The 25579-nt window shown below is 58.9% G+C and carries 19 protein-coding genes and 2 pseudogenes; 14 read left to right on the top strand and 7 right to left on the bottom strand.

Annotation, left to right across the window (positions count from 1 at the left end; translation table 11 throughout):
• Window positions 1-556: 556 nt before the first annotated feature.
• From EXZ48_RS23080 to EXZ48_RS23105, 6 genes are all read left to right on the top strand, one after another.
• On the top strand, window positions 557-1678 hold the full coding sequence (locus EXZ48_RS23080; protein WP_130518599.1) for a PLP-dependent cysteine synthase family protein: 1122 nt from the start codon (window positions 557-559) through the stop codon (window positions 1676-1678).
• A gap of 347 nt (window positions 1679-2025) precedes the next feature.
• Complete coding sequence (gene repA / locus EXZ48_RS23085; protein ID WP_023513498.1) at window positions 2026-3225, top strand: plasmid partitioning protein RepA; 1200 nt, start codon at window positions 2026-2028, stop codon at window positions 3223-3225.
• 3 nt (window positions 3226-3228) lie between these two features.
• Window positions 3229-4245 carry a plasmid partitioning protein RepB gene (gene repB, locus EXZ48_RS23090; RefSeq protein WP_130518601.1) on the top strand — a complete coding sequence of 339 codons (1017 nt, stop codon included), beginning with the start codon at window positions 3229-3231 and terminating at the stop codon, window positions 4243-4245.
• A gap of 150 nt (window positions 4246-4395) precedes the next feature.
• Window positions 4396-5610: a plasmid replication protein RepC gene (gene repC / locus EXZ48_RS23095; RefSeq protein WP_130518603.1), complete on the top strand. Its 1215-nt coding sequence runs from the start codon at window positions 4396-4398 to the stop codon at window positions 5608-5610.
• Between the two features lie 344 nt (window positions 5611-5954).
• Window positions 5955-6908, top strand: a complete 954-nt coding sequence (locus EXZ48_RS23100) for a DUF1403 family protein (RefSeq protein WP_130518605.1) — start codon at window positions 5955-5957, stop codon at window positions 6906-6908.
• Window position 6909: 1 nt separating this feature from the next.
• Window positions 6910-7602, top strand: coding sequence for an SMC-Scp complex subunit ScpB (locus EXZ48_RS23105; protein ID WP_130518607.1), 693 nt, complete (start codon window positions 6910-6912; stop codon window positions 7600-7602).
• A 44-nt stretch (window positions 7603-7646) separates the two neighbouring features.
• Here the strand turns inward: EXZ48_RS23105 and EXZ48_RS23110 are convergent, their stop codons facing one another.
• Window positions 7647-8147: a hypothetical protein gene (locus EXZ48_RS23110; RefSeq protein ID WP_130518609.1), complete on the bottom strand. Its 501-nt coding sequence runs from the start codon at window positions 8145-8147 to the stop codon at window positions 7647-7649.
• 115 nt (window positions 8148-8262) lie between these two features.
• Here EXZ48_RS23110 and EXZ48_RS23115 point away from each other — a divergent pair.
• Window positions 8263-9026, top strand: a protein-coding gene (locus EXZ48_RS23115; protein WP_130518611.1) for an IS5 family transposase whose coding sequence is annotated in 2 segments (ribosomal slippage) — window positions 8263-8596 and window positions 8596-9026 — 765 coding nt in all. Because the reading frame shifts where the segments join, the coding sequence is not laid out codon by codon here.
• Here the strand turns inward: EXZ48_RS23115 and EXZ48_RS23120 are convergent.
• The 3 genes from EXZ48_RS23120 to EXZ48_RS23130 form a co-directional block, all read right to left on the bottom strand.
• Window positions 9013-12462: a tetratricopeptide repeat protein gene (locus EXZ48_RS23120; RefSeq protein WP_130518613.1), complete on the bottom strand. Its 3450-nt coding sequence runs from the start codon at window positions 12460-12462 to the stop codon at window positions 9013-9015. The genes EXZ48_RS23115 and EXZ48_RS23120 overlap by 14 nt on opposite strands.
• 488 nt (window positions 12463-12950) lie before the next feature.
• On the bottom strand, window positions 12951-13670 hold the full coding sequence (locus EXZ48_RS23125; protein ID WP_130518615.1) for a FadR/GntR family transcriptional regulator: 720 nt from the start codon (window positions 13668-13670) through the stop codon (window positions 12951-12953).
• Between the two features lie 300 nt (window positions 13671-13970).
• Window positions 13971-15188: a CaiB/BaiF CoA-transferase family protein gene (locus EXZ48_RS23130; RefSeq protein ID WP_130518639.1), complete on the bottom strand. Its 1218-nt coding sequence runs from the start codon at window positions 15186-15188 to the stop codon at window positions 13971-13973.
• A gap of 229 nt (window positions 15189-15417) precedes the next feature.
• On the opposite strand from EXZ48_RS23130, the gene EXZ48_RS23135 reads away from it, so the two are divergent.
• From EXZ48_RS23135 to EXZ48_RS23155, 5 genes are all read left to right on the top strand, one after another.
• Window positions 15418-16524, top strand: coding sequence for an ABC transporter ATP-binding protein (locus tag EXZ48_RS23135; RefSeq protein WP_130518616.1), 1107 nt, complete (start codon window positions 15418-15420; stop codon window positions 16522-16524).
• A gap of 201 nt (window positions 16525-16725) precedes the next feature.
• On the top strand, window positions 16726-18072 hold the full coding sequence (locus EXZ48_RS23140; RefSeq protein WP_130518618.1) for an ABC transporter substrate-binding protein: 1347 nt from the start codon (window positions 16726-16728) through the stop codon (window positions 18070-18072).
• 52 nt (window positions 18073-18124) lie between these two features.
• Window positions 18125-18997: a carbohydrate ABC transporter permease gene (locus EXZ48_RS23145; protein ID WP_130518620.1), complete on the top strand. Its 873-nt coding sequence runs from the start codon at window positions 18125-18127 to the stop codon at window positions 18995-18997.
• A 2-nt stretch (window positions 18998-18999) separates the two neighbouring features.
• Complete coding sequence (locus tag EXZ48_RS23150; protein WP_130518622.1) at window positions 19000-19953, top strand: carbohydrate ABC transporter permease; 954 nt, start codon at window positions 19000-19002, stop codon at window positions 19951-19953.
• A 78-nt stretch (window positions 19954-20031) separates the two neighbouring features.
• Window positions 20032-21639 (top strand): GMC family oxidoreductase, encoded by a 1608-nt coding sequence (locus tag EXZ48_RS23155; protein ID WP_130518623.1) that lies wholly within the window; start codon window positions 20032-20034, stop codon window positions 21637-21639.
• Window positions 21640-21820: 181 nt separating this feature from the next.
• On the opposite strand, the gene EXZ48_RS23160 is transcribed toward EXZ48_RS23155, so the two are convergent.
• Window positions 21821-22120 carry a hypothetical protein gene (locus EXZ48_RS23160; RefSeq protein ID WP_130518625.1) on the bottom strand — a complete coding sequence of 100 codons (300 nt, stop codon included), beginning with the start codon at window positions 22118-22120 and terminating at the stop codon, window positions 21821-21823.
• A pseudogene (locus EXZ48_RS23165) lies at window positions 22120-22353 on the bottom strand (transposase domain-containing protein); the annotation flags it as partial. The gene EXZ48_RS23160 and the pseudogene EXZ48_RS23165, both read right to left, overlap by 1 nt.
• 306 nt (window positions 22354-22659) lie before the next feature.
• Between EXZ48_RS23165 and EXZ48_RS34970 the strand changes: the two are divergent.
• Both EXZ48_RS34970 and EXZ48_RS35945 read left to right on the top strand, forming a co-directional pair.
• A complete protein-coding gene (locus EXZ48_RS34970; RefSeq protein WP_051679588.1) occupies window positions 22660-22839 on the top strand; it encodes a hypothetical protein in 180 nt (59 codons plus the stop codon).
• Window positions 22826-23968, top strand: a pseudogene (locus tag EXZ48_RS35945) (recombinase family protein); the annotation flags it as partial. The gene EXZ48_RS34970 and the pseudogene EXZ48_RS35945, both read left to right, overlap by 14 nt.
• A 735-nt stretch (window positions 23969-24703) precedes the next feature.
• Here the strand turns inward: EXZ48_RS35945 and EXZ48_RS23180 are convergent.
• Window positions 24704-25579, bottom strand: an 876-nt coding sequence (locus EXZ48_RS23180; RefSeq protein WP_371687675.1) for an IS66 family transposase, incomplete at its 5' end; no start/stop codon positions are given.

Here is a 25579-nt window from a genome sequence, read left to right on the forward strand (position 1 = left end):
CTGAGGAGTGAGACTGGAAGCGTAGCAGCGGGTCGCTCGTGCGTATTGTGCGGTTGCTGCTGCCAAACCGCCCTCCGTTCGTACGGCCACTGCGGGACCGGCCCGTGCGACGGCGCATACATCCTGCAGACCGGACAAGCGCGTCCCTCCCCTTGCCGACCACCTGCGATGCCGCTCTGCGTGGTGTAGTCGCGCCCTTATCGATTGGCATCGTATCCCGCCTTGGCCAGGACGTGGTACATTTGGTGGGCTGTGTGCCGATGGCGAAGGTTTTCGTACCGTCGTGTGGCGGGCTCTCGTACGATGAACGCGAACTCTGCTTTCTGCAGCAAGGCGCAAACGATCTTCTGCCAAGTGTTTTGCGTGCCGGTGAAATTTTGTTATCAAGAGGGGCGGGGACTTGAACGACGTCCGCCATTTCTCTGGACCGGGGGATGCACCGGCCACCGGCTTCGTTTCCGCCCTCTACTCGTCTGTGGTTCCTGTGCGACCCAGCTTCACAAAGCAATGAGCAGGCCCGAGGGTGCACAGACAACGCCGTTTGAAGGGTTGCGACATGACTACGAATTCGACCCGGTTTCAGGCCGAAACCGTTCCCTTCCTCGACTGCGCCGACCGGGCCTGGGCACGCAATGCCATCGGCATCCTCGAGGGCGACGCCCGCCGCTCGGCGGATACCCATCTGGTCAACCCTGTTTTCAAGGGACTGAAGGGCATTTCCATCTACCTCAAGGACGAGAGCACGCACCCGACAGGAAGCCTGAAGCACCGATTGGCCCGCTCCCTGTTCCTCTACGGCATCTGTAACGGACGGATCAGCAAGGGCACGACACTGGTCGAAGCCTCGTCGGGATCGACCGCGGTGTCGGAGGCCTATTTTGCCAATCTGCTCGAACTGCCGTTCATTGCCGTTATGCCACGCAGCACCAGTCGTACGAAGATCGACGTCATCGAACGTTTCGGTGGTCGCTGTGCCTTCGTCGACAGCCCGTCAGAAGTTTATGAAACTGCGGCGCGCATCGCATCGGAGACCGGAGGCCACTACCTCGATCAGTTCACCAATGCCGAACGGGCCACGGACTGGCGAGGCAACAACAATATCGCCGAGAGCATCTTCGGCCAGATGGAGCGGGAAGCTCATCCGGTCCCGAGCTGGGTGATCATGGGGGCGGGAACCGGCGGCACGTCGGCAACGATCGGGCGCTACATCCGCTACCGTAACCTCTCGACACGGCTATGCGTGACGGATGTCGAGCATTCGGTGTTCTACGACGCCTGGAAGGCGAGCGACATGCAGACGACCTGCACCGCGCCGTCGCGCATCGAGGGTGTTGGGCGGCCGCGTGTCGAGCCGTCCTTCATCCCGACGGTTATCGACCATATGATCAAGGTGCCGGACGCAGCCTCCATCGCGGCCGCACACGTGCTTTCGGACCGTCTGTTCCGGCGAGTGGGTGCCTCAACCGGTACGAATTTCTTTGGCCTGCTCTCCATCGCCGATAGCCTGATCAAAGAAGGGCGCGAGGGCTCGCTCGTCACGCTCATCTGCGACAGCGGCGATCGTTATTCCAGCACCTATTTCAATCCCGACTGGTTATCGAAGAACGACATCGACATCGCACCCTGGTGCGATGTGATCGAGACGTTCCTCGATACTGGAGCCTTCAAGGCACCCTGACTGTGTAAAAGGCAAGAGCCGAAATGGTGGGAATGACACCTCCGCCAGGCTCGTGTTGGTACTGGGTTCGGACGCGTTGTACATGTACAACCAAGAGACACCGGCATAGGCACCCGAGTCGGAAGCGCCTGTGCCCTGACCCTGCGACAATGCATACGGAGCCCGGCGGGCAGGGCAGGGCAGACGTGCGCCTGAAATGCAGTTGTACATGTACAACATGAATCCCGTTGGTCTTGCCCGACCTCTGCCAAAAAGGGTTTGTCCGACTCAGGGAATCGGGCTAGCTTCATCAGCGCTTATTCATCATTTTTCGAGGAAAAAGCGCAGAAGTTAATCCTGAGGCCACGATGTTGAAACAAGCCGCGACCGATCAGAGCGGAAACCTGCGCTCGCTAATTGCCTCTGATGCAGAGGAGCTGATGCGCCAGCTCCAGGCGCATCAGCAGCGAACCTTTCCGCCGACGGCCCGGAAGAGCATCCGGCAGTTCTCGTCGGCCGAGGCTGCGGAATTCATCGGCATCCACCAGGGGTATCTCCGCCAGATCGTGGCGGAAGGGCATGGGCCGGAGCCATCCTCCAACGGGCGCCGTACCTATTCCGTCGACGACATCGAGGCTTTGCGCAAGCTGCTCGACGAGGGCGGGAAGGGGCCGCGCAAATATATCCGGCATCGGCGTGACGGCGAGAAGCTGCAGGTCATCTCCGTGATGAACTTCAAGGGGGGCAGCGGCAAGACCACGACCTCCGCCCATCTCGCGCAGTTCCTCGCCCTTCGCGGCTATCGCACGTTGGCGATCGATCTCGATCCGCAGGCTTCCCTGTCGGCGCTGTTTGGTCACCAGCCGGAGTTGGATGTCGGCGACAACGAAACGCTTTATGGCGCCATCCGCTATGATGACACCCGCCGGGACGTGACCGAGATCGTCCGGGCGACCTACACGCCCAACCTCCACATCATTCCCGGCAATCTCGAGCTCATGGAATTCGAACATGAGACGCCAAAGGCACTGATGGCGCGCACCGATACGAACTCCATGTTCTTCGCGCGCATCGGGGAATGCCTTGCGGATATCGAAAGCGCCTATGACGTCGTGGTGATCGACTGCCCGCCGCAGCTCGGTTTTCTCACCTTGTCCGCCCTTTGCGCCGCGACGGCCGTTCTGATCACCGTGCATCCGCAGATGCTCGACGTCATGTCGATGAGCCAGTTCCTGCAGATGACCGGTGACCTGTTGCAGGTTGTGGAAAACGCGGGCGGTACGATGAACTACGATTGGATGCGGTATCTCGTCACCCGCTTCGAGCCGAACGATGGGCCGCAGGCTCAGATGGCCGGCTTCATGCGTTCGATTTTCGGCAACCGTGTTCTTTCCAACGCGATGCTGAAGTCGACCGCGATTTCCGACGCGGGCCTTACCAAGCAGACCCTCTACGAGATCGATCGAGCGCAGTTCACGCGCGGAACCTATGACCGCGCTCTCGAATCCCTGACGGCAGTGAACACCGAGATCGAGGAACTCGTCAAACAGACCTGGGGACGGAAGTAAACAATGGCCAGAAAGAACATCTTCGGTGCAGATACGGATGGAGCGGCCGGCAGCAGTGCCGAAACCGGCTCGCTTGCCGATATCCGACCACTGGCCAATCTCGATCGCCCCTTGCGACGCTCCGGCCCTGTCGGTGCCTTTTCCCAGTCCCTGGGCAGCATTTCGGAAAAGGCACAACGTGCGGCCGACCTCGAGAGACAGCTTTCACATGGCCAGACCATCGTAGAGCTGGATCCTGCGCTCATCGATAGCTCCTTCGTGCCGGACAGGCTTGAGATCGACGCCGAAGGGCTGAACAGCCTGACCGAACAGATCCGTGAACACGGCCAGCAGGTTCCGATTTTGGTTCGTCCTCACCCGGATACCGAGGGGCGCTATCAGGTCGCCTACGGCCACCGGCGGCTCGCCGCCATTCGGGTGATCGGTGGAACGATCAAGGCAGTCATCCGGCCACTCACGGATGAGCAGCTGGTCGTGAGCCAAGGTCAGGAAAACAATGCCCGCACTGATCTTTCCTATATCGAGCGGACGTTCTTTGCCCTTCGCCTCGAACGCCGCGGCTTTTCGCGCGATATCATCATGTCGTCGCTCGGCGTGGACAAGGCCGCTCTGTCGCGGATGATCGCGCTGGCGAGCCGGCTTCCCGATGTGTTGATCGAGGCGATCGGCCCGGCGCCGAGCTTTGGCCGCACGCGATGGGCCGAAGTGGCGGATCTGCTCGACAACGCCCTGAAGAAGGCCAGGGCGTTGAAACTCATTCATGCCGATGAATTCAGGGCGCTGTCTTCCGACAGCCGCTTCGAGCACCTCTTCGAACAGCTGCGGGCGGCAAAACCGAAGCCCAGAAGCGGGGAGTGGCGTGCGGACGGCTCGAAGGCGGTGAAGGTCACGGAGACCGACGGCCAGCTTACCCTGAATTTCAACAAGGCTGCCGTGCCGAAGTTCGGTGCTTTCGTCGAGAAGCAGCTGGACCGGCTTTACGAGGAATTCCTGAAGGAAAACGAGGAGCTTGAACCGTAAAAGAAAAAGGCCCCCAAACGACCAAAGCCGTGGAAGCCTTCTCCTGATTTCTAGCAAGATCAAGAATCGCATTTCCACGAATCCTAGTCAAGAGTCTTTGGCACCGTTTTGGTGAGCGGATTTCTTTTGCCTGAAGAGAGGTGAAGGAAAATGCGGAATGGAAATGTGACGACGCCTTTCGGGCGGCGGCCGATGACGCTTGCTTTGGTGAAAGGTCAGCTGGAGACGGCCGACCACAATCCGAACAAGACAGTCGACAAGTGGAAAGTCTTTCGGGACGTCTGCGAAGCCAAAGACGTTTTCGGGGTTCAGGACCGGTCGCTGGCGGTGCTCCATGCGCTGCTGAGCTTTTATCCCGAAGGGGACCTTTCCGACGAACGTGGCCTGGTGGTTTTTCCCTCGAATGCTCAGCTTGCGATTCGCGCGCATGGCATTGCCGGAACGACGTTGCGCCGGCATCTGGCGGCTTTGGTCGATGCCGGATTGATTCAGCGCCGCGACAGCCCGAACGGCAAACGATATGCCCATCGCAACAGGGGAGGGGAGATCGAGGAAGCTTTTGGCTTCAGCCTCGCGCCGCTCGTTGCCCGAGCAACGGAGTTCGCGGGTCTCGCCCAGAAAGTGGCTGAGGAAAAGCTGCGCTTCAAACGTGCCAAGGAGGCCCTGACGCTGTGCCGGCGCGATGTTCGCAAGCTGATTTCGGCAGCAATGGAGGAGGGGGCCGATGGCGACTGGTCCGCGATCGAAGACCTCTATCTCGCGCTGATCGCGCGTCTTCCACGCCTGCCACGACGGGACCAAGTCGATATCGTGCTGGAAGAAATGGAACTGCTGCGCGAAGAGATCGTCAATCTGTTGGAAACACAACTGAAAACAGAAAAATCAAGCGGCAATGCTATCCAAAATGGCCAGCACATACAGAATTCAAAACCCGAATCCATCTATGAACTTGAACCTAGCTCCGAAAAAGAGCAGGGCGATATGTCGAGACAGAAAACACGCAAGGCTGTCGAACCGACCAGAGCTTTCCCTTTGGCAATGGTGCTGAAGGCATGCCCCGAGATCGGCAATTATGCGCCGGGCGGTTGCATCACGCACTGGCGCGACCTGTTGACGGCCGCCGTCACCGCGCGCTCGATGTTGGGGGTCAGCCCTTCTGCCTACCAAGAAGCTTGTGAAACTATGGGGCCGGAGAATGCAGCGGTTGCGGTAGCCTGTATCCTCGAGCGGGCCGGACATATCAACTCGCCTGGGGGCTACTTGCGCGACCTCACACGAAAAGCCGCTCGCGGCGAATTTGGCCTCGGGCCGATGTTGATGGCGGCTTTGCGGGCAAATGGCGGGGAGGGAAGGCGTACCGGCTGAATGAGGGATTTCCTCCGTTCTATGGACGTTTGAAACTCCACCGTTTTTGAAGCGCGCTCAGAGGGTGAGCCGGGCGCCTGGAGCACCCCGTTAGAGACCGTTGTCGTGTGCCAAGCGAGGAAGGCAACGAGATGTTGGCTGAAGCAGGAGAGGATTTGCAGAGCGGAGCGAAGGTAGCTGAGGGCATTTTCCCTTCTCCGCGTTGCCGATTTTCGCAGTTTTCTCTCTAATGAGAGGAATGACCGATAAGGCAATCTTATCCATCATTATGTAGGAGCGACATGCTGTGCGGTGTATAATCAATAGTATGGCGTAAACCGCACAACCGGTGTAGGCTGACTGCCATGGATTCGCCCGTCATCGCACCCGTCGCCTCCCCGACGCCCGCCGCCACGCTGCCCGGCTGGGCCCTGCCACATGGTCGCGAGCCGGGCGATCTTTCAGCCGCCTTTGCCGCCGGCATCGCTTTGAAATCACTGGACGATATCGTTCGTTCCGAGCCCGTCTGGGCCGGCTGCTGGTGCGCGCGCCAGGCCCTCAAATGTGCCGCCGTCGCGGTCCGCCTGATGGGCCGCAGCGAGGACGAGCATGCATTGCGGGATGCGCTTTTGCTGACGGCCGCCGGCGACGATCCCGGCCCGGCCGGCCGGGTGTTTTTAGCCTACAAAAGGCTTTCAACCCGAAAACCCGCCTTCTCGACGAAGGCGGTGGCAGAGCTTGCCGACTTGTTGGGGCTCGTTTGGGACGATCGGCTGGCCGCGGCGGTCGATCATGCCGACGACGCGCTGCAGTCCGGCCGCCCGGCGCCGATCGCCGCGGCGGATCTGGTCAGCGCCGTGCATGCGGTACGGCCGGACGCCGAACCGCTCGCCTGGATGCTCGCCGATCTGCTGATCGCCGCGCTGCTGAAATGGGATTGTGCCGTGCCGCTGCTGATGGCCGAGCGCTATGGGCCGGCCTTCAAGACGCTCGGGGGCAGGGGCCGCGTGCGCCCGGGCGAGCCGGCCTTTGCCCGCGCTGTTTGCCTTGCCCTGGTCGAGGGAACATGCGCCGCCCTGCGCACCGCCGGCGAGATCGCCCGCCGTGCCGAGACACTGCGCGCCGCCGCGCCGAAGGTTCGCACCAAGGGCGCCAGCGCCGTCATCCAGGCGCTGCTCGACGACGATGCCGTTGCGGCCTCGGCGCCCGGCACCTCCCTGTCGCGCTGGGCGGCCACCCGGCTGTTCGACCGGCTGGAAGCCTTTGGCGCCGTGCGCGAACTGTCCGGCCGCAGTTCGTTCCGAATCTATGGGTTGTGACATGAGCGGACCTGAGGCGGCCAGCATGCGGCGGGGCCGCAGATCGACGTCGGAGGACGAAGTCCTCCTGGATCGGGAACTGGCGGACCTGCCGCCGGAGCTGCGTTGGCGCGAATGGATGCTGAGGGTCGAGGCGGTGATCTTTGCCGCGGCCGAGCCGGTCGGTCGCGAGACGCTGGCGCGTGTCGTCGGCAAGGACTGCAGCATCGACCTGCTGATGGATGACTTGCGCGCGGAACTCCGTGAACGGCCCTATGAGATCGTCTTCGTCGCCGGCGGCTGGCAGTACCGAAGCCGTTCGCGTTTCGCCGTTTCGATTAGGGCGTCGCAGGCCTCGACGCGGGGAGGGGCTCCGGCGCTGTCCGACTTCGAGGCCATGGTGCTGATGGCCATTGGCTATTTCCAGCCGATCACCCGTGGCGACCTGTCGAAAATCTTCGGAAAGGAAGTCAGCCGCGACACGATCGCCAGCCTGCGCAATGCCAACTTCCTCGCCTCCGGCCCGCGCAGTCCGACGCCCGGCGCGCCGTACACCTACGTCACCACGAAGCACTTCCTGGCGGCCTTCGGCCTGCAAACGCTGCGCGACCTGCCGGACATCGAGGCGCTCGAGGACGCGGGACTGCTCAGTCGGAAGGAGTTCAGTGCAGATGGAAATCTACAGTCGGCCAAGAGCGGCGAACTCGACGAGTAACCTTTGCGTTATCCTAAAGGCCGCTCTCCGCACGCGATCGTCGCTTAGCGGAGTTCCTGAAGCAGGCTGACGAGATCTCTCTCCAGCGGAATCGTCACATGCTGCCGCATTGCGAGCGTCAGTTCCGCAAGCCCGCGTGTTCCGGATAGACTCAGCTTCTTCAGACCCTCGATCGTCTCGATGGCGGTGTCCGGACTACGTAGGCGAAAACGTTGGGATTGGACGGCGTTCTCCCACTGGTCCATAGCCCACCCATACGCCATTTCCATGATCTTGTCGGAAGCGTCGGCCGTCCGCATACCGATCAACCTAATCACGATGATGAACAGGTCGTCTGCCGCGAGCGAGGTCTGGTTCATGACCGCTGAATACATTGCACCTACGGCATAACTTTCGTTGTCGTCATACGGGCGCGCAACTCTCCCAGCGCGAAATTGATCGACGTCCTCAGGAGGGAGTGCTGGTGGCGCGAGCAAGGTCTGCAGCTCAACAAATTCCGGAACGATCGCGGGCCGTCCAACAAGGATCTGGTAAACAATGAACATCAGTGCTGATGGTGCCAAGAATTTTCGGCGCTTGATAAGTTCGCTAGGGTCAGGACCTATTAATTTGATTGCATAGAGGTGGCGGGGGTGATTCAAGGTGGTAGGAGGTGCTGCCTTGAGTGATTTGTTGATGTTGACGCCGGAACAAATGCGGCGGATCGAGCCCTACTTTCCATTGTCCCATGGCGTGCCGCGGGTAGATGACCGGCGGGTGCTGAGCGGCATCCTGTTTGTGATCCGCAACGGCCTGCGCTGGCGGGATGCTCCTGCCGGCTATGGTCCGCACAAGACGATCTACAACCGCTTTATCCGCTGGAGCCGGCTTGGCGTGTTCAACCGTATCCTGGCCGAACTGGCCGCGCAGGGTGGAGGTGTCGACAAGCTGATGATCGATGCTACCCACCTCAAGGCACATCGAACGGCGGCCAGCCTACTCAAAAAGGGGCTCTACCCCGATGTATCGGGCGCAGCCGAGGTGGCCTGACGACCAAGTTGCAGGTGGTTTGCGACGGCAAGGGACGGCCGCTGCTACTGCACCTGAGCGAGGGACAGGCCAACGATCACAAAACTGCGGCGGCGGTCATCGAGCAACTCCCGCACGCACGCTTTCTACTTGCCGATAGGGCCTACTCTTCCGCTGGCTTCCGGCAGGCGTTGGCCGATCGGGGTATCACGCCATGCATCCCACCTCATGCCAAGCACCGCACAAAGCATGCATACGATCCAATCCTCTATCGGCAGCGCCACAAGATCGAGAACATGTTCGCGCGACTCAAGGATTGGCGTCGCATCCACACTCGTTACGACAGATGCGCTCACACCTTCCTGTCAGCAATCGCCTTCGCCGCAACATTCATCTTCTGGATCAATGAGTCCTGACCCTAGCTGGCAAAGGCGGAACACGCCCGCGAGGAGAGTTTAGCGGGTTGATTTGGAAAGTCAGAGAATTCATCCAAACGCGCCCGGCGACTACTTTATGAACGGCGCCGCAGAAGAGCGATGCGTCACCCCGGAGAAAGCTCGTCTTCAATTGCTCTTCACTGAACACATAATCCGCTAGTGTTGGGATTCTTTTGTCCCATTCCGGTGATCTCAGGCGGTCACTTATGGTCGAGCTCGCATCCAATTGGCCTTCAAGCTGTGCAAGTAACAACCAGACAAAGTCCAGCGGGCCGCTGGTAAGACTTTGAATGCCCGGGTGAGGACTCGGGTTGCTGTTGAGGCCTGGTATCATGGCGTATTCGAAATTGGGGTCTGGACCGTTCGGCCGCAGTCGATCCAGCATGGTGGCTACCGTATGAGGAATCGATGCACGTAGCGCCTTTTGCCGAAGCCCTGCGTTTTCGTCGACTTCTTCCAGTTTCGACAATGATCGATCGAGAAGTTCAATGACTCGGTGCCCCTGCCGGTCGTAGAAAGCTTCCATCGCTGCGTCGGCCAGGAGCCCGGTCGACATGAGTTGAAGATCAAGCTGTTGAATCTCCGCCGCGATCTCCGCGGCCTGCTCGAAATGTCGGCTGGCGGCTTCATGGCGTCCCAAGTGCGAATTGCCCATGGCGATCTCGCGCAACAGGTGAGCCATCTCGACGTCTCGCTTATGAGTATTAGCTGAAATGGTGTCGGTTATTGCCAATTGCTCTTCATACCGACCTTCTCGAAATAGAATCCTTGCCCGGGTCCGCTGGATGGACCACCGATGGCTTGGCACGGCAACAAACGCTTCCTCTAGAATCTGGAGACCGTGCTCGGCATTGCCGATATCCTCATCGCTGATTGTCGCCGCGGTTTCGTAGGCCGCGGAAGCGATTTCAGAATCACCGAGCTTGAGGGCTTTTGAAGCCAGTGCCAGATACTGCGATACCAAAGGCTCTAGGTCGCGCGCGCCGTTTGAAAGAGCGAACCGCCAAGGTCCGCGGACTGCAATTGCCTTGTCCCCGGGCGTGTAGGAGAATTCCGTGAGGAAGAACTGCCTGTCCTCAAGCTCTAGTCCCGCGAACTCGTCCAGCATCCTGAACAGGCTTTCTATGTTCTGAATCAGGGAGATTTGGAAAGCGAAGAGTGATCTAACGACGTCGTCGGCGGTCCTCGGCATTCCCTTTGTGTTTTCGAAACTGCTCGCGACTTGCTTCTGGACCGCGACGCTGTGACGAAGGGAGGCAATTCGATTGACCATGCCAGGCAATATGTCGAACGTGCCGTCCGCCGTTGACAGCTTGGTCAAGACACCGAGGTATAGAACGCTCGCGTAATCTTGATCGGGGAGATCGCGCAACTCTTTTTCCAGCGCTTCAAGGGCGGGTGCCAGCTTCTTGATGTCGCGTTTCGCCGCCACCAGAATGACCTGCAGGGCTCTCAACCGAACAGAGACGTTCGGCGTCTTTGGATAGATCTTCCGATCGACGTCATGGACGAGCAACATGCCGAATGCCGGAGCAATCCGGGGTAGTTCCGATCGGGGCGCCGAGAACGTTGCGGCGAAGATCGCATCGAGAATATCCTCGGCTTGTCCGATCAAGGCGTTAAGCAACGCGCCTTCTACAACGTTGATGTCAATTGTGCTCGTTGAAATTCTCAGCCGTGCGATCTCCGCGTTTAAACGAACGAATACGTCCGGCGCGAATGTGTCAGTTCCGAATCTTGAGACAAGAGATGAGGCTCGGAACGTGTCGAGTGCAACCGTATCGATCCACGGGCCGATGAGGCGGTCAAAGGCGTTACCAGGGGTGGGTAGCGCAGGCTCCTTTCCGCCGAGGGCGATCGCAAACTGTCGCGAGAACGGTCCTATGCTTAGAGTCAACCTCGCGAGGAGATTCAATGCGTCCTGCGGTAGTTCTCCCAGCAGCCGAATACGGATTTCGTGTCGAAGGCTTGCGATGTCGGAGTCGGTTCCGGAGATCGCTGCCAGGGTATCCACGTCTTCCTTGGGCCAACCTCGTTGACGCAACCCCAACACAAGGGCGTGCGCAAGCTGTGGATGGCCAGCTGTTGAACCTAGATACACGTATTTGCCGAAGAATTTGGGGTCGCCACCTTCCATTGCAACAAGGTTGTGCACCTCTTGCTCGGTGAAATCACCGACTGGGACCAAGGCGTCTGGCTTCAAACCCAGCTGAGCCAACAGGATCGATGTCGGGACGTGGTGCGACGTGATGATGACATTGGTCCCACTTCGACGTGCACCCGCCATCACAGTTTGCAGCGTACCTTGCACTTCCGGCGAGGCTACATGTCCGAGATCATCGAGGATGACGTCGGACAAACTTGAATCCATCATCTCCGTAGTCACGCGTCTGATCTTGGTGGCAGTTGCGGCCGCGTCCAAATTCGTGAGGCGAGCGACCTGCCAGTTTCCACCGAATCCGGCTGTGCCTAAGGCTGCCAATGTGCTCTTGCCATAACCTGTACCCGCATGTAGCCAGGCAGCCCTGTTACTATCCAAGCTGCTGTGCACGGCGGCAACGAGAGCTTCTCGCGCTACCGATCGGTAAAGTGGTTGAGAAACTGCTTCAAGAGCTTCCGATCTCGTTACGAGCTTCGCGGAAACGTCGTCGAGCCCATTTTCCAGCATTCGGATCAAAACAGCGGTCGGAACACTGGTTCTCACCACGGAATCGAACAGAGCTATCAGATCCGCTTTTGTCAAAGGGGGGCGGATTTTGGCAACGATGGTGTCGAGTATGCGACTTACCATCTTCGTCGCGAAGGTGTCGGCGAAGTGAATTGGTTCACTTTTCTCGTCGCATCGATAGACAGCGAACTCGAGCAGATTCTGCTTCAGGTCGTCAAGCGGCGGCTCGCCGCATCGCCAATTGATCCTCTCGATCAGTCCCGACCGTAGTTCCTCTTCTGACGCAGTATTGAGAAATGCCCGGGCGGCGGATTTCAGTGGCAATTGCTGCAGGCGGGCGCGAAGCGGCTCGACATCGGAGCCGGCGGCGGCTTCCTGCCAATACAAAAGCCCTGGCTTGTCCGAAACCAAGTCTTTGTTGGCGGCCTCTTGACCAATTCGCGCTGTGGTAAGGTATTCAATCGTTAGCGACCTGCCGGGATTTCTGTTTCTGAGATCGAAGAAGGAATCGATCGTGTCGATCACCGACTTCGAATTGAGCGTTATCGGCGTCGTTGTCGCCTTCACCTGAACCGCGTTAATCCGGTTGGAGGCCAAGGTCGTATAATCTTCCGCCACTTCCAGGTAGAGCAGTCCATTCTGCGGAAGCGTCGTCCACGCGAGTGCGCTCGCATATAGCTGATATGCGTATCCACGCAGACTCTCGACTGCTTGCTTAGTGGGATCTCCCTGTACGAACCCGGCCATACCGCAGCTTTAACTCGAATGCATTGAATATCTCATTCTACACGCGAGTTCGGCCATGGTTCATAGCCTCTGCGGTCAATTCACAGCTTTACCATTGGCGATCGAAATAGAATGGAAAGTTTCGGAGCTTTTCCGGCAAAAAGACGATTCCCAGAAATCTGTCGATACAGCGTTGGCAATCCTGTAGCCGCAGTGTGAACAGCCACTCTTCGCAGTGGCCTAGAAGTGCCACCGGTCACGCTTTGATAGGTGTTCATCAATGGGCGAAACGTCCGTTGGCGCCCTTGAGCCGGAGCGGCGGCAGGCTACGAGTAGGCCTGCCGCCGCATGCACGCTTATCCGCCGTAGGCCGGCATCGCCTTGTCGATCCTTGCCGCAAGATCGGCGCTGACCGGAACTGACGGGCCTCCAACAGGGGTTGTCGAGTGAGAAGAGCCGTAATTCCTCTATTTATTCAATGTGCCTCTATGGGTTGGCGCAATGTTCCATCACTTGGAGACGGGCTCCGGATTCGCGAGCAGGGTTTGCCATGTCGCAAGGGCTCCAGACAAATGGGCGTCCAATTTTCGCACGGCCAAATCGGCGCGGCGCTCCTCAATCGCTTCGAGAATCTCGCAATGATCCTCATAGGCCTGCTTGCCTCTGGAATAATCCGAAAAGTATATTATGCGTCTCTGCTTCGAAAATTCATAAAATAGCTTTACAGTTCGGAGAAGTATCTCGTTCTGAGTGGCCGCAGCAATGCCTAGGTGGAACGCTTCGTCCTCGATTTCTACTGATTTATTTTCATCGATTGCTAGCTTTGTTTTACGAAGTATCTCTTTCAAGTGGTCGATATCCTGGTCCCTTCTGCGTTCACAGGAAAGCCTGACGGCCTGCAGTTCAAGGATGCTGCGCACTTCAAAGACGTCTGCCGTCTCATCCGGCTGAAACGGCAGGCCAGAAGATGCGCGAAGGACGAGCGCTTCGATACTGCTTTCATCGGACTTTCTGAGATAAATTCCCGAATTGGGCCTTCGCTCGATCACGCGCATCGATTCCAAGGCAGCCAAAGCCTCGCGAACAGCCCCGCGACTGACATCAAACTTCTCGGCGAAGTCACGTTCCGAAGGAAGCCGTTCCATCGGCTGATAGCGTCGTTCTTCTATGAACGACAATATTCTTCCGACAATGTTCGGCGAGCCAACAATTCTGTTTCTTTCAGTCATTCTGAGTAACTTCTTGGTCGTTTCTCATTCAGCCCAATCGAACACGCCCATCGATCTGCTGATCGGTTCTTGAAGTAGCCGTACAATAGCAATCGTCATCGGGCGGCCATGATTTATCCTCGAATATCGTGGCAACCAAATATTATGATATCCCTAAATTTGAAACCGGTCTACCAAATTGGCGAATCCGAAGTTGGACTGGCGTGCGAACTGCTGGCGTAGATATATTGAACAGGCGCACTGTCTTCGAATGGAGCCCGGCGGCCGGCCCTGCCGAGCAATCAGCGGGGCCGGCCGCTCTCATCCGCAATAGACGATCTTGTCCTTCTCGAGTCGAGATATCTCATCGTCGCCGAGATTGAGAATCGAGCCCAGGATATGCTTCGTGTGCTCCCCGAGCATGGGGGGGCTGGTCGAGTACTCGATTTTCGTTTGCGAGAACTTGATCGGGTTGGCCACGAGGGGCGCCACCTTGCCGGTGGTGTGAGGAAGGTTGATCTGTAATTTGCGATGGACGACCTGCGGATGCGCGAAGGCCTGGTCGATCCGGTTGATTGGCGCGCATGGTACGCCGATCGGTTCGAGGAGAGCGATCCAGTGTTCCGTCGTTTCTTGGACGAGATGCCCGGCCAGAATCTCGACAAGATCTTCGCGGTTCTGCAGGCGATCGGTATTGGTGGTGAAGCGGGGGTCTTCGCAGAGACTTTCCAATCCGGACGCTATGCAGAATTTCCGAAACTGCTGGTCGTTTCCGACAGCAAGCACGAAGGACCCGTCGCTCGATCCGAATACTTGGTAGGGTACGATGTTGGGATGGGCATTTCCATATCGCCGCGGCGGTTTGCCAGTGGTCAGGAAGTTCAGGTTCTGGTTGGCCAGGGCGGCGAGTTGGACATCCAAGAGCGCCATATCGATATGCTGGCCCTCGCCCGTCCGCTCGCGATGCAACAGTGCCGAGAGTACACCGGCGGCGCTGTACATTCCTGTGAGAATATCGGAGATCGGAACGCCGACTTTCTGGGGGCCGCCACCGGGCTTGTCATCGCTTTCGCCCGTAATGCTCATCAGTCCCGATATGGCTTGGATGGCCATGTCGTATCCGGCCACGTTCTTCATCGGGCCGGTCTGCCCGTATCCCGTGATGGAACAGTACACGAGGTCCGGCTTGATACGTTGGAGCGTTTCATAGTCTAGCCCGTAGCGCTGCATGTCGCCGACCTTGTAGTTCTCGATGAGGACATCGGCCTTCTTTACCAAGGATTTGATGATATCTGCACCGGCTTGGGTGGAAATATCCACGCAGATCGAATGCTTACCGCGATTGGCGCTTAGGAAATAGGCGCTTTCGGTTGTTCCCTCCAGATGCGGCGGCCCCCAGTGGCGGGTATCGTCGCCGGTGAACGGACGCTCGACCTTCCACACGGTCGCCCCAAGATCGGCCAGGAGTTGTCCCAGCCAAGGGCCTGCAAGTACTCTCGATAGATCAAGAACTTGATATCCGCTTAAAGGTCCAGTCATTTCAACCACCACGTTCGCCGTTGCGTATTTCTTAGGGAAGGCACATCGGTACACCTAATTGGAGATACCAAATTGGTCAATCCAATTGTGTGTCATCCAATCAATTCCGTGATGAGACATTGACGAGACAGGATTATTGGTCTATCCACTTTGGTCAACAAGCGGGTTGTCTGGAGGGGCGGCACGCGAGGCCCGAATCGGGGCTTTATGTTAAGGGAGGTTACGCTGCATGGCGCGAATATCGCTCCAACATGTCTCTAAGTCCTTTGGTGGAGACCAGGGGCCTTGGGCGGTCAACGACTTCTGTCTGGAGATAGAGGACGGCGAGCTTATTGTCTTTGTCGGCCCCTCGGGTTGCGGGAAGTCGACGACCCTGCGGATGATAGCCGGTCTCGACGGGGCCACGTCGGGCGCGATCGTGATCGGTGGAAGGAATGTCACCGATCTGCCTCCGAAGGATCGCAACGTCGCGATGGTCTTTCAGAATTATGCGCTGTATCCGCAAAAAACAGTCTACGACAACATGGCCTTCGGCTTGCATGTGCGTGGTGAAGACAAGCAGGAGATTGATCGGCGGGTGAGAGCGGCCGCCGCCAGCCTCGATCTAGAGGCCCTGCTCAGCCGCAAGCCGCGCCAACTCTCGGGCGGACAGATGCAGCGTGTCGCCCTTGGGCGCGCGCTCGTACGTGATCCCGACGTCTTCCTGCTGGATGAGCCTCTGTCCAACCTGGACGCGAAGCTGCGCGTGAAGATGAGGGAAGAGATCGCAACGCTCCATGCCCGGCTCCGGGCAACGATGATTTTCGTTACGCACGACCAGGTTGAAGCAATGACGCTTGGGGACCGCATCGTGATCATGCGTGATGGTGTGATCCAGCAGGCCGGCAAGCCGCTTGCACTCTACGACCGACCCGCAAACACGTTCGTCGCTGGTTTCATTGGCTCGCCGGAAATGAATTTGGTCGACGGGCAACTGATCGACGAGGGCGGGCAGATGGCCGTGCGGTCCGGCGACCTCACGATAAGCATACCGGAGCGAACCTTTGCTATGTGCGAAGGAGCCGTGACGCTCGGTATCCGGCCGGAGCATCTCGTCATCGCTGACGGCTCGCCGTTCGAGATGGTCGTGAGCCTGGTCGAGCAGATCGGTGCCCAGACCTATCTCATGGGCACGGTCGCCGGTCACAAGATGCGTGTCGTCTTCGATCGCCGGGATGGAATAAGATCCGGGGATAGGGTTCCGATTGCCTTCCCGAAGGAGCGACTGCACCTGTTCGCCTCAGCCGGCGGCGCGACCCTGCGAACTGCAGAGGCCGGCGTGAAGGCATACGCGTGATCGCCTGTCGGCTGAGGGTGGGCCAGACCGCAAGGCGCCCAGGGAGGCGAGCACCCGGGAGGGGCAGTCGGTCCCGCGCCTCTAAGAAAAGGAGGGGCAACCTCGGAAAGCAAGAGGAAAGCAAAGTCATTCACCCGATATAGGCATACGTCTTGGCAGTTCGGTGTCATTACCAGTCTTCGAACAGGGGAGGAGCAACTAATGGACATATACATTCCAGGTGGGAGGAGGGCTGGAGCCGGTCTAGTCAGCCTGACGCGGCGGAACTTCTTGGTGTCGTCTGCCGCGGTCATCGGCGCCAGCCTAGCGGCGCCGGCAGTTCGCGCACAATCCGGCGTCACACTTCGTTTTCTCAACAACGAGACGTCCGCCTCGAGCCAGGCCGCGCTGAGAAAAGCAGGCGATGAATATGAAGCCAAGACTGGCGTCAAGATCATCATCGATTCTTCGCCGATCAGCGGATCCATGGAAAAAGCGATGGCCGCGATTAATGGCGGTCAGCCCTACGACCTCATGACCGCTAGCTTTATCGCGACCGTTCTTGAATTCGTGCACGCGGGCGTGCTCGTGCCTCTCACGGACATGGTGAAGCGGTATGAATGGGGGCGCGGCGCGACCTGGGACTATGAGGGCGAGAACTGGTACTATCCCTTCGACTACAATCTCGTCATGAATTATTACAGAAAGGATCTATATGTCGGGAAAAGGCTGAAGATTCCGGAGACGTCAGACCAGTTCCTGGAAAATTGCCGGGCGTTGACGGCGCTCAACGGCTCGAATGTTGATGTCGGCGGCTGCGTCGTGCCTCTGGCGAGCGACAGCGCGACGAACTGGGCCTCTTTCGGGAACATGTTCGCCGACGGCGTGGAGCTGTTCGATGGAAACTGGAACGTGGTTCTCGATCAAGGCGAGAATGCGGACCGTGCGGCACGCTTCCTGGATCTTTACGCGGAGCTGTACAAGACCATGCCGCCGGGCATGAATACGGTCAGCTTCGCCCAATTGATGAGCCTTTTTGCGACGGGCAAGAGCGCGCATACGCTCTATTCCGGCCGCCTTGTTGAGGCGCTCGAGGCGACTAACCCGGAGCTTGCCGATAAGTACGGCGTCTTTGCGTCCCCTGGCAGCTCCGGCGGGAAGGCGCTCTCCTACGCCTTTGACGGATTCTGCGTGTTCAAGACGCCGCAAAGCGAGGAGGCGCTGAAGTTCCTGCAATGGTTTGTCGACGAGCATTATGTGAACTGGCTGCTTTCCGCCTGGATGAACAATCATCCGGCGCGCAAAGATATCTATGAAAATGAACGCTGGAAGAGCCATCCCATGATCCAGAAACATTGGGAAACCATGATGACGATGAAGTCCTTCATCGAGAGCGACGACGTCGTGATCAAGTCGATCGATACCAATGGTCCTTCGATCGACATGCGGCCTTGCACCGTCTTTAATGCCAACGTCATGCCGGAGATGCTCCAGCAAAAGGCTCTTGCCAACGCGCCGTCTGCCGACTGCGTTGCGGCAGCGGCGCAGCGGATACGATCCCTGATCTGAACGCAGAACCGGGGCGGTGATGCCCCGCTTCTCTCCTCAAAGGATACGATCCATGGTTCAAGATCGGCGAATCTTAACGTTGTTTATAGGCAGCATCTTTGTGCTCGGAGTCGTCATCGGAGGGCCGCTTGTTTACGCGATCATGCTGTCCTTCTATTCAGCGAAATCGTTTGTCGGCGAGCTCCAATGGGTGGGATTGGCCAATTACGCCAAGGCGATACAGGATCCGCTGTTCTGGCATTCCTTCGCAAACGGCCTGATGATCGCGCTTTCCGCAATTTTCTGCCAGGTCGTTCTGGGCGTAGGCATCGCCTTGGTGCTGAACAGGAAATTCTTCGGTCAATCTGTTGTCAGGGCTGTCTCCATTCTCCCGTATTTCCTGCCGACCGTCGTTGCATGTCTGATCGCCCAATGGATACTCGATCCGAACTACGGGTTGTTGAAGAGCATTCTGGCCTCGTTGGGGATCGGCATCGCCGACTGGAGTTCGCATGCCTTCACCGCCCGAGGGACGATTGTCCTCGTCAGCGTATGGCTGTGGACGCCTTTCGTCGTCACCTGCGTCCTGGCCGGACTGCAGACGATCCCCACCCAGCTTTATGAGGCGGCGCACGTCGATGGCGCCGGCCCGTGGCGGCAATTCTGGCACATTACCCTGCCCGGCCTGCGCTCGGTCCTTGTCGTGGTCATTCTGTTGCGTGGCATCTGGATGTTCAACAAGTTCGACCTGATCTGGCTACTGACAAAGGGAGGGCCGCTGAGCCAGACCGAGACGTTGCCGACGCTCGCCTACAGGAAGTCATTCCTGGAATTCAATCTCGGCGGCGGCGCCGCTGTAGCTACGATCTCGTTCTTCATTCTCGCAGGCGTCATGCTGATCTATCTGCGCCTGTTCCCGATCGATGACGCGAAACAGGAGCGGTGAACATGACAGGCCATGAAGAACGATCGTCAATTGGCTCCGGCGTCCAGCTTCCCGGGGAGGAGCCCGTTTGTCATCAGTCGTCGCCGCAGCGTCAGGACAGGGTTGCACGGGCAGGGCGAAGCCGGAAACCCCTCAGGAAAACGATTGCGAAGATCGGATTGTACGCAGCCGTCATCGCGATATGCGTCTATTCGTTCTTCCCGATCTACTGGATGGTGATCTCAAGCGTCAGGCCGATGGAGCGCCTGTTCCTGGACGCCTCGCTTGTGTTTTGGCCCCCCGATTTTGCTTCCTACACGTCGCTGTTTCAACAGACGAACTATCTCGTTAATTTCATGAACAGCGTTCTGATGGCCGTCGGGACAATTGCCATCTCGCTGATCCTGTCGGCGTTCATCGCCTATGGCGCTACACGGTTACGTTTCCGCGGCAAGACTACGCTCGTCGCATCGATGCTGTTTGCCTACATGTTCCCACCGCTGATGCTAGCGATCCCGATGGCGGCGGCTTTCCGGTGGGCCGGTCTTACCGACAGCCTATGGGGGCTTCTCATCGCGCATCTCGCCATCTCCTTGCCGCTCGCTGTGTGGCTGCTGTGGGGTTTCTTCAAGGCGATGCCGTTCGATCTGGAGGAAGCCGCAATGGTCGATGGCTGCTCGCAATTTGAAGCGTTCGTGAAAGTCGTCCTGCCGCTTTCCGCACCTGGGCTCATCACTGTCGGCATCTTCTCCTTCCTGCTTTCTTGGGCCGACTATGTGTTCGCGCTGATACTAATCATGGGTGATCAGCATAAAACGCTTCCGGTGGCGCTCGCCTCGTTGCTCGGCGCCCATGACTTGCGGTGGGGGGAAGTCTTGGCCGGTGCTTCGCTGATAGCGCTGCCTTTGTTCGTGATTTTTGTCTTCTGCTACCGATATTTCGTCGCCGGGCTGTCGGCAGGCGCGCTAAAGGGATGACCGCGTGTGCAATGGCGGCGGCAGGGCGGTTGCCGCCAAGATCCGGCGATGGAGATCGTCGCCGACGGGAGAAGGTCCATGTCGAGTTACGACTATATCATTATCGGCGCAGGATCTGCCGGCTGTGTTCTGGCCGCACGGCTGAGTGAAGACCCCGGCGTGAAAGTCTTGCTTGTCGAGGCGGGAGGAGAGAAGTCATTATTCGTCGACATGCCCGCGGGAATAAAAATCCTCTACACGAGCGAGAAATATAACTGGAAGTTCTGGACGGAGCCGCAGAAACATCTAGAAAATCGGCAGATATATATTCCGAGGGGGAAAGTCATCGGGGGGTCGTCGTCGATCAATACGATGATCGCGATCCGTTGCAATCCATGGGACTACGATTCCTGGGCCGCCGGCGGGATGCCGCAGTGGAGTTTTGCTGCCATGCTGCCCTATCTGCGCAGGATCGAGGACGCGAGCCGAGTGGCGGAGGCCGATGACGGCACGCGCGGGTACTCGGGGCCTATCAAGCTGTCCTTCGGGCCGAGGCGCCCGACCGCACAGGCATTCGTTGATAGTCTTGTCGCCGCCGGCTTGCCCGAGAATAACGGGTTCAACGGCGCCTCCCAGATTGGTGCCGGCTTCTACGAACTCACGATTGCCAGCGGTAGGCGGTCCGGTGCGTTCAAGTATCTAGAACGCGCCGAAGGACGGCGGAACCTCACCGTGCTGGCGAATTGCCGTGTCCGCCGCATCAAAGTGGAGAGGGGACGCGCCCGCGGTGTGGTGGTGTCGCAGGATGGCCGGGAGAGGACAATCGATTGTGACCGCGAGGTTCTGCTGACGGCGGGCGCGATCTGCTCCCCGCAGCTTCTGATGCTCTCGGGCATCGGGCCTGCGGACCACATGAAGTCTTACGGCATTGATCCGGTTCATGATCTTCCGGGCGTGGGCGAGAATCTTCAGGATCATCTTGATTGTGCGGTTCGCTTCGAGGCGTCGAAGCCAACGACGCTGACCCCCTATATGGGCTTGGTGAAGGGGGGCATGGCCGGCGCCCGGTATCTTCTCAAGGGGGATGGACCGGCCGCCTCCCAGGCTGTCGAAGCCGGAGCATTCTGGGGGCCGGATCGATCGTCGCTACTGCCCGAGTGGCAGGCGCATTTCGCGAACGTCCTGCGCAATCCGCCTCCCGGCAAACGCATTGACCACGGCTTTGCCGTTCGTGTCTGCCAACTTCGGCCCCAAAGTCGCGGTACGGTGAGATTGCGGAACGCGGATCCCGGCATCGCTCCTGCCATCGATCCGCGCTTGGCGTCCGAACACGCGGACTTCGAAAGCCTGAGGGACGGCATCCGCGATATGTGCGACATGATCATGGGCGGACCGCTCAAGAATTTCGTGAAGCGCCCGATCGATATGGACGCCTTCGGCGACCGTGCCGCGCTTGAGGGCTTCGTGCGGGCTCGCTCTGAGACAGTGTATCATCCGGTCGGTACTTGCCGCATGGGTGCCGACGATGCGGCAGTCGTGGACCCGAGCATGAGGGTTCGCGGCCTCGAGGGACTTCGCGTGGTCGACGGTTCCGTGATGCCTACGCTTATCAGCGGAAACACCAATCTCCCTATCATGGCGATGGCCGAGAAAATTGCCGACGAGCTCGTTCACAGTGAGGGTGCTTCGTCTCGATCGCCCGGATGACCTAAGCATCCTGGCCCCCGCTCTTCTTCATAGCGCCTGTCATGACCTTTGTCTAAGGGGCTGGTAGCGCTTGGCATTTTGGCGTGCATCCGGGGTCGCGCACCCGGCGGTCTCGATACCCGTGATCTCAACCCTCCCGCATAGCCGTTCCAGGGTACCCATCCGGCGAGGGCCGCGGCACTTATGATTTCGGCTCGTCTGTCATGATGCGTTCGATCTTTTCGGGATCGCATTGCTCGTCGACAAGGAACTGTCGAACACCGCCTTCCCAGGTGCGGATATCGGCGAGGAACTCCTTCAGGCTTTCGATCCCCCGGTCGGTGAACGTCGTGATGCCCTCTTCGCTGCCGTCATGGGCATGGATCATCTCGCCATAGTCGATGTTGTCGGAGTTGCTGGCGATTTCCTGGATGAGCTCCAGGTTCTCGCCGATCAGCGTGGCGACGTAGTCGATCGTGTAGACATGCGTCGGGCGCGCCATCAGGCTGCACTCCGCAGGGCGTTGTCGGCGGCAGACCAGTTCCACGGCAGCAGTTCCGGCAGCCGTGACACGGGAAGGTTGGGCATGCGGGCGAGCACGTCGGCCAGCCAGGCCTGCGGATCGATATCGTTCATCTTAGCCGTGACGATCAGGGAATACATGAAGGCAGCACGCTCGCCGCCGCGGTGGGAGCCGGCGAATAGCCACGCCTTTCTTCCGAGAGCCATTGCCCGCTCATTCTGCCCATGTCGGACAGGAATTGGAAGTTTATTATCGTTGGCATCCGTATTTTGGCCGCAAGGTCAACGTTCGGCGGGTAGAGCATCGAGCAACGGGCCAATTTCTCAAGGTGTTAGGTCCGTCAGGTGCCGTCGTTTCGATGGCTGCCTGGATGCTTGATCCGGTCGTTTGCGCCGGCATGACATCGGGTGCGCCACAGGTCGATCTGCCGGCATTGTCCGAATTGAAGAGGCTGGTCACGGTCGTCGCTGCTCCGCCACACTCCAGACGCGATGATGGATTCGCACGGGAGAAAGTCGATGAAGCAGCACGCCGCGCCCGCGTTGAACTCGGGCAGACAGATGAACCTGATATTCGAACCCAGCCGGATAGACGGGATGAACGAAACGGAACGGATGAAAGTCGTTCTGACGCTTGCCCGGATTCTGATGCAGGCCGCCGGCATCAGCATAGAGGAGCTTGCCGATGACAAGCGCTGATCTCCCGGCGACCGTGCTTCAGCGCAAGGCGGTCGTGTATGTACGCCAGTCCTCGCAATCCCAGGTCATGACCAATCTGGAAAGCCAGCGGCGCCAATATGATCTGGTCGACATCGCACGTAGCTACGGCTTTGTCGACATCGAGGTTATCGATGACGATCTCGGGCGATCGGCGAGTGGAACGGTAGCGCGGCCCGGCTTCGACCGTCTGGTCGCCTGGCTCTGCGCTGGCAAGGTCGGGGCTGTCCTGTGCTTCGATGCGTCGCGGCTCGCGCGCAACGGGCGCGACTGGCATCATTTGCTCGAACTGTGCGGACTTGTCGAAGCCCGTGTTATCGATCACGACGGGGTGTACAACGCTTGCCACCCCAACGATCGCCTACTCCTTGGCATGAAAGGCAGTATCAGCGAGTTCGAGTTGGGTGTGCTGCGGGCAAGGATGCTCGATGCCGCAAGGTCGAAGGCGCACCGCGGCGAACTGCGCTTGTCGGTTCCATTCGGCTATGTATGGCATCGCGAGGCAGGCCTGGGGCTTGATCCCGATATTCGTCTGCAAGAAGTGATCCGGCTTATCTACGCCCGCTTTCGCGAGCTCGGCAGCGCCCGTCAGGTGTTGTTGTCGATGCAGGCCGAGCAGATCCACTTCCCGCGGCCTGCCGACGAAGGCCGCATGACGAACTGCATCTGGCAGCCGATCCGCTACCGCAATGTGATCAGCGTTCTCAAAAATCCATTCTATGCAGGCGTTTATGTATATGGCAAAAGTGAGAAGCGCACCTCGATTGTTGAGGGGCGGGCGCGGCGGACCTACGGACATTACAAGCCGGCGGGCACTTGGGAGGTGATGATCAAGGATCATCACGAGGGTTACATCGGCTGGGATGAGTTTGAGCGCAATCAGAAGCAGTTGGCGCTCAACGCCTATGGTCGCCAGGATGGCGCAAAATCAGGCCGCGGGGGCAAGGCGCTCTTATCAAGCCTTCTGACGTGCGCCCGTTGCGGCCAACGTCTCAGTGTTTGCTATAGGGGCGGTCCGATCAGCCAGCCGGTCTACCGCTGTGATAGAGGTAACCTGGCTGGGCAGCCTCGTTGTATGACCTTCGGTGCTCCGAAGATCGACACGGCGGTGGCACGGGAGCTGTTGCGAGCGGTAGAACCCTTGGCGATCGAAGCTGCGATCGAGGCGGAGCGAATGCATCAGGAACGACAGGAAGATCGGCGCCAGATCCTCGACCTGGAACTTCAGCAGGCCCACTACGAGGCTGGCCTTGCCGAACGGCGCTATGCTGCATGTGATCCCGACAACCGCCTGATTGCCGCTCAGTTGGAGAAGAACTGGGAGGCGGCATTGCGCCGCGTACGCGATCTGGAGATGCGCAAACCCGCGCACGACCCAACGACGATCGTCGTTGATCCCAATGCCTTTTCCAACCTCGCAGAGAACCTGTCGGCAGCCTGGAATGCTCCCGATGTAACCATGCGCGCACGCCAGCAGCTTCTCCGAACGTTGATCGCGGACATTATCGTCGATGTTGACGATGCTGTCCGTGACGTTGTCCTCACCATTCATTGGAAAGGTGGTCAGCATTCGGAGTTGCGTGTTCGTAAGCCACAGTCTGGCGAACATGGCAGCGCGACAGCCGAAGATGCACTGGAAGTCATTCGCGGCATGGCTGGCCGCTGGTCAGACGAGCATATCGCCGCCACACTCAACCGAATGGGCTTTCCCACCGGCCAGGGAAAGACATGGACAGCCCATCGGGTCCGTTCTGTTCGGTACGTGCGTGGCATCGATGCCTACCGTTCAGCCGACAAAAATGGCGAATGGCTCACGCAAGCAGAGGTCGCCAAAGCGTTGGGCGTCTCAAGCTATCTGGTACGACGCCTTGTTTCCACAGGCGTTCTTCCTGCGGTCCAGGTTGTTCCGCGAGCGCCCTATCAAATCCGGGCAGCCGATTTGACGTCCGAGCCGGTCAAAGCGGCGATTGCCCGGAAAGGTCGCCCATTGCGCAATGTGGACGCGGACACGCTTCCAATGTTTACATACACTTAACGAAGGGGCGCATAATGAAACACGTCTTGCTATCCCGCGCAGGGCGCGTTCGGCCGCATTGTTCGTGATGCAAAGCCTGCCATCATCGAGGAACCGCGTGAAAGCTTCCCAGCGTCCGTCCTTCTCGAACATGTAGTTGATCGCCTTGGCTACGGGATTGTGCCTGGACATCTGGGTGCGTTGCGCCATCAGCCAGCCGTGCAGTTCCTCGACGAGCGGACGAGTATGTTGTTGCCGTGCTGCGAGCCGATCCTCGGCGGGCTTCCCGTTTATGCCCCGCTCGATATCGAAGAGCGCGCCGATGCGGGCTACAGCCTCAAGCGCGACAGGCGATATCTCGTGGGCAGGTTTGCCCTTACGCACGTTGCCGGCGATATCGGCCAGTTCGAAGAACTTGCGGCGCGCATGACTCCAGCAGAGCGCGCTCTTGACCGGTTCGGGGCGGCGATCCGCACGATAGAGATCGTTGTAGCCGCCATAGGCATCCGCCTGCAGTATGCCGTGCCATCCGGCAAGATGCGTGTTGGGATGGGTCTTCTCCCGATCCGGAGAGAAGTGGAAGAGTGCCGCAGGAGGCGCGCCGCCCGCGAAGGGACGATCATCGCGAACGTAATGAGATGGACGGCCTCCCACCCCCCGGCGGATAATATGTGCGATAGAAACAGGAGGAATTGTCATGACAATAGT

The organism is Shinella sp. JR1-6 (genome assembly GCF_004284735.1).
In the GTDB taxonomy this organism is placed as follows: domain Bacteria; phylum Pseudomonadota; class Alphaproteobacteria; order Rhizobiales; family Rhizobiaceae; genus Shinella.